At 52.8% G+C, this 9907-nt stretch carries 11 protein-coding genes; 5 read left to right on the top strand and 6 right to left on the bottom strand.

What is annotated here, in order from left to right; translation table 11 throughout:
• The first annotated feature begins 473 nt into the window (after positions 1 to 473).
• The 5 genes from OKC31_RS20900 to OKC31_RS20880 all read left to right on the top strand — a co-directional run bounded on the left by OKC31_RS20900 (position 474) and on the right by OKC31_RS20880 (position 5795).
• Positions 474 to 977, top strand: a complete 504-nt coding sequence (locus OKC31_RS20900; RefSeq protein WP_270657626.1) for a hypothetical protein — start codon at positions 474 to 476, stop codon at positions 975 to 977.
• Between the two features lie 702 nt (positions 978 to 1679).
• Positions 1680 to 2231, top strand: coding sequence for a hypothetical protein (locus OKC31_RS20895; protein WP_270657624.1), 552 nt, complete (start codon positions 1680 to 1682; stop codon positions 2229 to 2231).
• A 637-nt stretch (positions 2232 to 2868) separates the two neighbouring features.
• Positions 2869 to 3186: a hypothetical protein gene (locus OKC31_RS20890; RefSeq protein WP_270657622.1), complete on the top strand. Its 318-nt coding sequence runs from the start codon at positions 2869 to 2871 to the stop codon at positions 3184 to 3186.
• A 1437-nt stretch (positions 3187 to 4623) separates the two neighbouring features.
• Positions 4624 to 5001 carry a hypothetical protein gene (locus tag OKC31_RS20885; protein WP_270657620.1) on the top strand — a complete coding sequence of 126 codons (378 nt, stop codon included), beginning with the start codon at positions 4624 to 4626 and terminating at the stop codon, positions 4999 to 5001.
• 149 nt (positions 5002 to 5150) lie between these two features.
• Positions 5151 to 5795, top strand: a complete 645-nt coding sequence (locus OKC31_RS20880) for a hypothetical protein (RefSeq protein ID WP_270657618.1) — start codon at positions 5151 to 5153, stop codon at positions 5793 to 5795.
• A 100-nt stretch (positions 5796 to 5895) separates the two neighbouring features.
• Here OKC31_RS20880 and OKC31_RS20875 read toward each other — a convergent pair whose 3' ends face one another.
• The 6 genes from OKC31_RS20875 to OKC31_RS20850 all read right to left on the bottom strand — a co-directional run bounded on the left by OKC31_RS20875 (position 5896) and on the right by OKC31_RS20850 (position 9730).
• On the bottom strand, positions 5896 to 6318 hold the full coding sequence (locus OKC31_RS20875) for a hypothetical protein (protein ID WP_270657616.1): 423 nt from the start codon (positions 6316 to 6318) through the stop codon (positions 5896 to 5898).
• Positions 6315 to 6881, bottom strand: coding sequence for a hypothetical protein (locus OKC31_RS20870; protein WP_270657615.1), 567 nt, complete (start codon positions 6879 to 6881; stop codon positions 6315 to 6317). The genes OKC31_RS20875 and OKC31_RS20870 overlap by 4 nt, the downstream gene beginning before the upstream one ends.
• Positions 6882 to 7304: 423 nt before the next feature.
• Positions 7305 to 7517, bottom strand: coding sequence for a hypothetical protein (locus tag OKC31_RS20865; protein ID WP_270657614.1), 213 nt, complete (start codon positions 7515 to 7517; stop codon positions 7305 to 7307).
• A gap of 592 nt (positions 7518 to 8109) precedes the next feature.
• Entirely contained in the window at positions 8110 to 8244 is a 135-nt protein-coding gene (locus OKC31_RS20860) for a hypothetical protein (protein ID WP_270657613.1), read from the bottom strand.
• A gap of 401 nt (positions 8245 to 8645) precedes the next feature.
• The gene (locus OKC31_RS20855) at positions 8646 to 9338 is read right to left on the bottom strand and encodes an RES family NAD+ phosphorylase (RefSeq protein ID WP_270657612.1); all 693 of its coding nucleotides are present in this window, start codon (positions 9336 to 9338) and stop codon (positions 8646 to 8648) included.
• Positions 9335 to 9730 carry an MbcA/ParS/Xre antitoxin family protein gene (locus tag OKC31_RS20850; protein ID WP_270657611.1) on the bottom strand — a complete coding sequence of 132 codons (396 nt, stop codon included), beginning with the start codon at positions 9728 to 9730 and terminating at the stop codon, positions 9335 to 9337. The genes OKC31_RS20855 and OKC31_RS20850 overlap by 4 nt, the downstream gene beginning before the upstream one ends.
• Positions 9731 to 9907 lie beyond the last annotated feature (177 nt).

Genomic DNA, 9907 nt, shown 5'->3' with positions numbered 1-9907 from the left:
CTGGATAATGCCGCGCCGTTCCCTGGCAACGGACATGGGCTGATGCAACTGGAGCGGAATTAGGATCAGCTATTTAGTGCCAGGTGAACGCCGGTACCCACAGGCCTCAGTGCCCCTCCCCGACTAGCACCGAAACGGCACTCGCCTTGCAACTCGATGTTGCACATCCAGGATGTTACAAAGATGCTTCTCAAGCGCTTCCACTAGATGCTGTTTTAACCTAGAATACGCCGCCGACAATCAGGAAATGCCTACTATTAGCCTAATCGGCTAATCATGATGAATTATTGGTAGGTAAATCAATAGGGAGGTTGAGTCCTCATTTCGTCGTCAAGCTGTCCTGATTTTTGGGATGAACTTGATTGAAAGGGCATTGTGCATTCCGGATTTGTGTTAACCTCATTCGGTTGCTTATATCATGTGATACAAATGAGTATTTGAAGCGGCTCTTTCATTGATTGGAAAGTCGGGTGATGAATAAAAACAAAGAAAAAATAGGAGATTGTACGGAGTTGCCATCTCTGTCGCTATACACACTAGGCGATGTTAAATCTCTGTATCATGAGATGGTCAGCGAACACTACGGTGACACTCTCAACTGGCTCCGGCGGATCTATCCGCTACTGGTCACAGGCCAACTTCTCATTGCTATTTCGTGGCTGTACTTGTACGGACTTGAATGGACTGGTGAGGGGTATGTAGACATGACGCATTTCCTCCAGATGAGTCTGTGTGCGTTAGTGTCCGTGTCTTGGCCGATGTTGCTTGCACCAATCAACCGGTCGCGAGCGCCAACGATGGAAGAATCCGAGATGATTCTGATTGCACAGTACATGCGTGAGAACGCAGATATGCCGCAAGAAGAACTCGTTTCGCGTGTTCTGGCTCATCGACAGGTGATTCAACAGGAGGTTGTGAATCAGGATCTAATCCGGAAACGCGATTTTTTGAGTTGGGTTTTCTATCGGTACCTGTGACCAGATAAAAAGACCGCATCATGCGGTCTTTTTTTATCTCCGGTTGGCGGCCTGCGTGCGGGCAGCAAAACGCATAACGAATAGGGCCGACATGGAAATCCATGCTACGAGCGGCAAGAAGGCTCTCCAGGGTAAGCCCCTCTCGGTTGGGCTTACAGGGATTTCCAGCATCTTGAAGTCGTCAATCTGATGAATCTTTCCCTGTTCTGTCGTTATTGTGCGTGTGCGGTCCCATCTATATCGCAATTCACCCGTTACCTGCCTGTTATCGTTCAGCGTGGCCGTCACGTTGGGCGTAACGTGGCTCACGGCTTGCCAACGCATCCCCAAATCCGTAGCCATAATCCCAATCCAAAACCACACCCCCAAGACCCAAACCTTCGACCACATATCTACTCCTCTATATCGCCAATTGTATGGACGGCAATCTTTATCGCCAATTGTATGGACGGCAATCTTTCGAGCTACCAGGCAAAGCGTAAAAGCTTGTAACTCATTGTCCTGCTTAGACATTGATAAAGATCGTACCTGAATAACCTGGACCATCCAACCCGGTGAGCTTCATTGCAGTTAATTTTGAACATTCATGTTAGATGATTCCTTTAATGTGAAAAATGCCTTGAATTATCCTGTGGGGATAATCAAAATGCATATATGAATTTGATGTTCAGATTAACTAACCCACTCGCGCAAGGACTTTTCATGGGATTTTTCAGCTTTGTTACCGCAGACACCAATGAATCGATCCCCTGTTTTGAATCGGGTCGGAGCAGGCCTGTTTACATGCTGCAACCTAACGGCCTTCCAAGCATTCTTGAGCCTGCTTATCAGGGTTACGGTCAGTTCGGGGGTGTCAATTGCTATAAATGGCTCGGCTCTATCAATGCACCACTGCTGGGGCTTTCGCCCGACCTGTCCGAAGATGAGCTCGTGTTTTTAGGGATCAACCTTGATACTGGCTATGTGCTTCGTCGCGTTACTGATGGTCAGCTTTTCCAAGTCTTCCACCCCTGCCCTGCCCTACCTGGGATTATACAGCTGCCTCAGATCTACAGTGTCCCGGCAAAAGAGTTCAATGGCATGTCTGCCAATGATGCCGTTGAGTCAGGCTTGTGTGAGCGCATCAAGCTATCGAGTCTCTACCCGCAGTATTTGCCGCTGAAATTCTCGTTCCAAGCAGATGCCGTCTACGAAAGCCTTCCAGGGTCTAAAGCGTGCATTTACCAAGGCTATTTCTATGAAGATGCCAATTAATCTGTTTGATGAGCGCGGTCGGTTGAAGCGCAAACCGATAGACAGGTTTGAACCCTCATTCCTTAGACTGGCGCGTTCCATTCCGGCTGGGTATCACCACTTGTTCAGGGGCGTATCTGTTGGCCATAGCCTTGGATTTTCAGGCTTACGCCAATTTCACACGCTCTCTCAAGCGATAGCATGGGTTGAGTCAGGGCCGGGTGATTCTTGGGCCTACAAACGGCACGTTAAAGTCTCGCTAGACGATCTGCTCGCTTGTACCAGTAGCACAATCCCAGAGCACATCCTGGTTATAATCCGCCGGACTGTACCCGCCTAATGGGCGGGTACACCCCTTATCATTTTGGTTTCTCGTAGCCGCATATGCCGCCCTTACTATTTGATCCACCCAAGCGGGTTACCTCCCACCAAGGAATGCGCCTACGGCGGTTTTGGTGCGTTCGGCGGCGTGATTGCTTATGAGTGCCTTGGTCTGATGAATGCACCTGAATTTTGTCTCTCATCTGCGCTAACCGCACCCGAAATGGCTACCTTGTGGCTTGATGTCTTTACCGACTGCTTTTCTGCGTTTTTGGTCCATTGATAATCGCAGGGACTCGATCAACATTACTTCCGCTTTTCTATCAGGAGCCCGTTTATGACAACCCCCGAGAACAATAAGGACATTCATTCGGTCGAGCACTATTACCACCTGTTCCGGCGTTCGCATTGTGACGACACACTGACCGTTATGTATAACGGAGCCGTATCAAAAGCCAAAAACTCGCTGAGTGGACGAGCCTTAACCCTGACCCTTATCGACATTGAGAGAGCACTTGACCGGCGGCAACAAGATTTCGGCGGTGTATTGCGTGAAAAGAACTTCAAGATACATAAAGACGCACCTCCCTCATCATCATCCAATCAACCCTATGATCCAGAAAGGGAAATGGCAAAATTGCTATCTTCACTATAGTGCCGCCGGAGTCAAAATGACTCTCTATGAACACTCTATGGAGTCGTAATTACTTATCTTGCAGTATCTATGGGTGCATGGGGGCTTTTATCGGTTGCAACGTGGGCGCCATGTGGCTTTTTGAGACTCATGTTGCAACCAGAATAACTACGAAATAATCCAAACATTGCCAATGTTTATCGTTATTTAGTTAATACGACTCATCAAGAAGTCATTCATTGTTCGCAAAAGTAGAAAAACCAGCCCTCCCTGCCTGGGATCTCATCGCTTTACGCCGTTTGCGAGCGATTGAAATCACACCTCATATCTCACATCTCTCACTTCATCCCTCACACCTCACACCTCACACCTCACACCTCACTGTTCGTACCGACATCCATTCACTTGCATGTTTGTTTGGGTTCCCAATGGAGGGGAACCACCCTGTAACCTACTGACATCGGAGCTTACGGATCACTCCATCTCTCACACATCACACATCACACATCACACATCATTCCTCATATGTCATTCCTCATATGTCACTCTTCACATCTCTCATCTCTCATCTCACATCTCATATCTCATATCTCATATCTCACATCTCATATCTCACATCTCATATCTCACATCTCATATCTCATATGTCACTCGTCATATATCATACGTCATACATCATACGTCACTCCTCACGCATCACCTGTCACACCTCATGCGTCATACACTGTATATTCTCTGAGCCCACCTTTTGTTAGGGGATGGGAGGGTGGATGTAGGGTGCGAGCTAACTCTATGAATTACTTCGCTCACCGGAGAGATAAGTGGGGCTCCAAGGGGACATTTAGCTCTCGTTTTTACAATCACTGTTGCCCGCCCGGTGGCCATAACTAACGCCAGGTAATCTCCGGGTACCCTTGGCCTCAATGTCCCACCGCGACAGCCACCAGCTCAACCGGCAGACTCCAGCTCCAGGCGCCCGGCGGCCAGCCCCGGCACCGGCCCGGCGGCAACGCGGCTCAGGTTCCGACATTAGCCAAAGTCCAACCCCGACACCCACCAGCTAGACCGGTAGCTCCCGTTCCAGGCAAACTCGGTGGCCAGCCTGGCCCGTCGGCCAGGCAAGCCCGGTACCGACATCCGGAAAATGTCCCACCACGACAGCCACCAGCTCAACCGGCAGACTCCAGCTCCAGGCGCCCGGCGGCCAGCCCCGGCACCGGCGGCCAGGCGCACCCCGGTGGCCAGCCCCGGCGGCTTGGTCTTCTAGGCGCCCGGCGGCACGCAGGCCTCGATGTCACACCACGACAGCCACCAGCCCAACCGGCAGGCTCCAGTTCCAGGCGCCCGGTGGCCAGCCCGGCACGCCCGGCGGTTGGCGTACAGAACCTTGAACCTTATGCGTAATGCCGAGACAATCGTGACGTTCGCAACTTCAACGTGATCGAGAGGGAAGGGGATATGGGAGTTACAAAAAGCGGTGAAATTTGGTCTGCACGGCACCAGAAGCAGAAAGTGACCTACTCGGAATCCCGATTCGGCGACTCAGCCCAGCTACTTGCACAACAGGCCTTTGAACAGATGCAGGCTGGCACCTTCAACAGGGAAGTGGTCGATATGCAGATCCGCATGAACTACTCACTTAAAGAGGTCGGCCTAATGCTCGGTCTCTCTACAAATCAGTTGTTGCACTGGATCATGACGGGGGAGGTAATGGGGCAAAAAGTTACAGCGCCTCGTTACGATACGTCCAGAGGGGTGAAGCAGCGGATTAATGGCGTCGAGCTCCAACTAGCGAAAGAACGGCTGGATCAAGCCAGAAAGCAGACGGCAGCCTGATCACATCGGTATCAAACGTGCTCACAGACCTCCAACCCATCTATCCGATAGCAGTCACGCTCGGGCTCATGTTAGGCATCCCCGTACTCACGTTCCTACAGGAAACAACTCAGGGTCAGATTCAACGAACATTAGGTCAGCGGGTCTTCATGGCCCTGAGTGTGCCAGGCGTCATTGCACACGAGCTCTCGCACGCCATCATCAATGTCTTGTTCGGACACAAGATCGACAAAATCGGTTGGTTTGCGCCTCACCCAGGTAGCCGTAACCGGATCACCCTTGGTTATGTGCATTACCGATATGACACCCGATCACCGCTCCAACACATCGGCGTAGTGGTTTCGTCGTTCGCGCCTGCTTTGTTGTGCCCCCTGATGATCTCCGGCCTGCTCTCTTTGACCGGGCGACACGACATTGGCAACCCCATATCCATTAACTCAGTGTGGGACTTCTTGGCCGGTACCAGGAACGTGCGCGACATTGCCATTACCCTACTGGTTTTCTCCATTGGGCTGCACTCATCACCGAGCCTGGCCGACTATCGCGGGGCCGAAAGCGGGCTATCGCTCCGAGCTCTCTGGGGTGTGCTCCTAGCAATTGGCGCTGGCTACTTGAGCTGGTACCTGATCACCCGTTGGTTTGAGCTTGATGGTCTAACATACTGGCTACAGGGGTGGGCTTATCTACTGTGGCAAAGCTGGTTGCAGGGCGTGGTGTTTGCGGCACTATCGCTTGCCCTTATCTATGTCCCTCTCCAACTTGAAGAACGTCTGATGAGTCGGTCAAGGTCGTAACGGACTTAAAGGCTAGGGGAGGGGCGGGGCCGGGAAACCCCGTAATGTCGTGGTTGGACAATGACAGTGAAGCCCCCCTCAGTCAGAGGGGGGGGAGTCATCAGTTTGACTGGATCTCGATTGCCTTTGTCAGGCTGGACAAGTTTTCCTGACCGATCATTTGAAGTGTGGTTTCAAAGAGGTTGAATCGGTCAAATGCAACGCGGGTGGCCATCCGGTGCTCACTGTGTTTATTCGCTTGGCCCAGGTTTGCAATGAAATAGCCTATGCAGCCGTCTATCCCATCTGTGCATGCGAGCTCGTTGAGCTCCTTACAGTGGGCCCCATTCAATACGAAGAACACCCTTCCACTCAGGACAATTGCTGTAGTTGGGCCACCATAGCCACCATCGTCAGCGCGATAGCTTATGTGGAAACCCTCGAATGTCTTGTGAACGTTCGGGGAGCAACCCACGCTGGGGATATGATCACCCTTGAACCCCATACCAGCCAGCGCGGGGATACTTACGTCTTTCCTCATCATTCCTCCTTTCCCCCTGCTCGCAAGCCACGGTGTCCGGAAGCGATCCGCGCTTGAATGCGTTGCGCAGCCTCGGCCTGCTGGTTCACGCAAAGGCGGATAGCCAAATCCAATTGCCGGTACTCAGCTTGCTCACTCGCGTTCAGGAGGCATATAGGCGTGAAGTAACTGGCCATCCCAGGTCGACGAGAGACCACCATATCGTACAAGTCATCAGCCTTGTCATTGAGGGATTGGAACCGCCCCATAACCTCTTCCCGCCCGATGGTGTTGAACAGCTCGATAGCCTCAGCGTCGCTTCCTGGCTGTTCGCTCGGGATGTAATTGAAGAGGTGTGGAGCGATACCGCGCTGCTCGCGTTCTTGTTCCATCTGCTCGGCCCAGGCCATTGATTGCTGGCGAGAGTCACACTCAGAGAAGAGACCTCGATAGAGGACAACGTATTTCTGGCCGTCGTAGGCTGGTGGATAGATAGACCCCAGGCTCAGGGTCTTGCCATCGGCAAGGTGGCGGTAGAGGTAGCCACAGCCACGACCATTGGTATCCAGTATGATGAGTTGTTCCACGGCGGTATCTCCGACTGAGTTAATAACGTTATCTTATATCCCCATGGGATAGTCGTAAATCAAAATGTGAAATTTATTTGATTTGGGTAAGCTGGTGGCGAGGTGTGGCAAAGCCGACAAGGGCCGCTTTTGGCCCATGTGTTCAGTCAGGTAGAAGAGGGGGAGGGGATACAGTCTGGCCGCGACATGCAGGCCGCCAGACCAAAGTGGCCGTTATGTCTTGATGATGAGGGGGAGGTTACCTAAAGCGTCATTGAGGTATCTCGGTCTATCGGGATCCGCGATGATCTGTCTTACCCTGCGTTCCGATAGTCCCCAGCGCCGGGCAAGTAGAGACGGTGACCAGCCCTTTTCGTCTAAGATCGCCTTGAAGTCATCTGGCGGGATAGGACTAAGCTCACGTATGACCATGGCATTCAACCTTCAACCCAAGTTAACCAGCTTCGATTCCATTTGGCGCAGTTCATCTAGCAATGCGCTACTCGGGGCAAGTACAGACAGAACCTCACGTACCGCGACGATTTGGAAGGCAGCTTCGGCAGCAGTCAACTGATCGTCTTGATGCATCTGATAGGCTGTCTTTGCCTTCTCTTGGATTACGAGCTCCAGGCGCCCCAGTTCAATTTGAGTCGACATATCGGTACCCCTTTGAATGCATGAATGAGGCAGGGTATTACTCCTGCCAAGTCGAAGAATGGTGAAATATATTTCAGGTGTGGTCAAGAGGGGATTTTAGGGGTGATAGCAATAACGGGACTCACTGTGGTCTAACTTTTCGGGGTATATACAGCCATTTGCTTTGAGCAGGGGATTGAGTGATGGGGGATTCTGGGAAATATACTTCCCATAGCCGATGTTTTTGTTATGCGTAGGGGCTCGGCACCGCGAGGGGCCCAGGAACGACTCCGGTGCGGCCACAACGCGTATCAAACCCAGATCCGCCGATTTTGATTAAGCCTACGAAGGGAAAAGAAAAGCAGTTGTTATGGTGGGGGTGTGGTAGCGATGATCGACCGCAAATCGCTTACGTTGTTTCTGATAGAGCGCCCTGTTGTGCCGCTCATCATCACACACCATCCCACCATCCCACCATCCCATCTTAAATGCGCCTAACGCCACCAAATCGCTTTTGCTGCGCCTCCTGTGGCATCTTTACCACCTGACTAATGCGGGCAATCCGGTGGCCAGCCCGGCACGACGGCCAGACCATCCCGGTACCGACATCGGGTTAATGTCCCACTGCGACAGCCACCAGCTCAACCGGCAGACTCCCGTTCCAGGCAAACTCGGTGGCCAGCCCGGCACCGCCCCGGCGGCAACGCGGCTCGGGTACCGACATCAGGCCAACGTCCCAGCACGACACCCACTGGCTCGACCGGCAGACTCCCGTCCCAGGCAAACCCGGTGGCCAGCCCGGCACGACGGCCAGGCTATCCCGGTACCGACATCAGGCCAACGTCCCAGCGCGACAACCACCAGCTCAACCGGCAGACTCCCGTTCCAGGCAAACCCGGTGGCCAAGCCCGGAAGACGGGGGTGGCGATGGTTGTTGTCGCTGTGAGACACTGACGCTTGATTAACCCGACCGGTGGCCGGGTTACCATGAAGGGTGGGTGCCGCTGTAGGGCTGGTGGTGGGTACGTTACGCTGGTGGCAGGCTTAGACGGCTATCGACACACGCGTTGGTCATCTGCGTCTGTCGATGGGCATCTCAATGTGTTGTCGCGGGAAAATCAGGCTCTATTGTTCAGGCACAACCACTTTTCAATGAGCTGATATTTGGTATACGGCGCTTATCTTCTGGCCATCCCAAATCATCTCGAAGTGTGCAGCCTGTTTGATGCTCTTAACTGTGCGTGGGGTGAACAGCCCCCAACAGATGGATCCCGGATTTCGCACAGAATGATACTCAAGTCCAACTGCATTCAACTTGCGAAGGGTTTCTGCGAACGCTCGGGCAGCCACATAACTGTCGCTATCGTAGATGGGGTCGCTGATCGGGAGAATGCTGGCATCTGCCATTGGATCTGCATCAAACTCACAATGCAGGCTGCGCATCACAAGGCGGTCATATGAGAGCCCTTCTACGTTCTGCCAGTAGTGTTGTTGATGATGGGACACCTCCTTGATGGCAGTATCCACGCTGTCGGCAATGTAGAGCATTCCCTGTTGCCCGTCACTGAACCGGCTGCCATCGGGATTAACATGGGTGAACGGGGCCAGGGCGTATGAACAACCGCAGATCCCAAATGGGCGTTCTGCTGGTGGCACCAAATTCAAGTTGCCCAGCTCGTTCTGTAGGCGAGGATTTGTGAGGGCCTGCAATGCGTAGAGCGTTTCAAACTCATCAGCGGTGGCTACATCATCAAAGAGGTGGATCGGCGGGTACTTGGAATTGATGAGGCGGTATCCCTGTTGGTTCGCCACCGCCTTCATCGGGACATTCATATTGGTCATCCCCACATCCCACCGCGCAGTGCGTCAATCCGCTTGGCTACTTCATACAGTGTACCGAAGGCACCTGAACCTATGAGGGTGAGTGGCGCAGCTCCGTTGAAGTAGGCATTGTTGTTGGGCATCGCCATGAATCCGTACACATTAGTCGGGTTCTCAAACACTGTACGTAAACTGGCGTGGATGTTTAGCAGGTAGCTGATCCGTGTAAGTTGATCACCAGTTAACTTCGGCTCGCCACCTGAGCGGTGTTTGTAATAGGTGGCCTTCGCCAGTTGGAGAATGCTTTGCTGCTGTTCGGCGCTCGCGCCCCAGCGGTCAAGTATGGTGAAGGCCGCCTTTATCGCGGTGGCATCGGCGCTCTTGCTGGTGGCGCTGTTGATCTCGGGGTTCATATTCGATTCCTTTCCAGCTTACTATAGTCCTACTATAGATAAAATGAGCGCATCTGTCCACTGATAGACTTTCGGTGAGGCACTGACGTTGGACTGCTCAGCCCGGCGGCCAAGTGCGGCCCGGTACAGACATCGGGCCTATGTCTGACCACGACACCCACCAGCTAGACCGGTAGC

The organism is Aeromonas sp. Y293-4 (genome assembly GCF_027705905.1).
Taxonomy (GTDB): domain Bacteria; phylum Pseudomonadota; class Gammaproteobacteria; order Enterobacterales; family Aeromonadaceae; genus Aeromonas; species Aeromonas veronii.
This window is presented reverse-complemented; position numbering and strand designations above follow the sequence as displayed.

What these genes read in the sequence shown, in the direction of transcription:
- OKC31_RS20890 (WP_270657622.1), top strand. Translation starts at nt 2,869, where the DNA reads ATGACAACCCCCGAGAACAATAAGGACATTCATTCGGTCGAGCACTAT.
- OKC31_RS20885 (WP_270657620.1), top strand. Translation starts at nt 4,624, where the DNA reads ATGGGAGTTACAAAAAGCGGTGAAATTTGGTCTGCACGGCACCAGAAG.
- OKC31_RS20880 (WP_270657618.1), top strand. Translation starts at nt 5,151, where the DNA reads ATGGCCCTGAGTGTGCCAGGCGTCATTGCACACGAGCTCTCGCACGCC.
- OKC31_RS20895 (WP_270657624.1), top strand. Translation starts at nt 1,680, where the DNA reads ATGGGATTTTTCAGCTTTGTTACCGCAGACACCAATGAATCGATCCCC.
- OKC31_RS20850 (WP_270657611.1), bottom strand. Translation starts at nt 9,730, where the DNA reads ATGAACCCCGAGATCAACAGCGCCACCAGCAAGAGCGCCGATGCCACC.
- OKC31_RS20855 (WP_270657612.1), bottom strand. Translation starts at nt 9,338, where the DNA reads ATGACCAATATGAATGTCCCGATGAAGGCGGTGGCGAACCAACAGGGA.
- OKC31_RS20865 (WP_270657614.1), bottom strand. Translation starts at nt 7,517, where the DNA reads ATGTCGACTCAAATTGAACTGGGGCGCCTGGAGCTCGTAATCCAAGAG.
- OKC31_RS20875 (WP_270657616.1), bottom strand. Translation starts at nt 6,318, where the DNA reads ATGATGAGGAAAGACGTAAGTATCCCCGCGCTGGCTGGTATGGGGTTC.
- OKC31_RS20900 (WP_270657626.1), top strand. Translation starts at nt 474, where the DNA reads ATGAATAAAAACAAAGAAAAAATAGGAGATTGTACGGAGTTGCCATCT.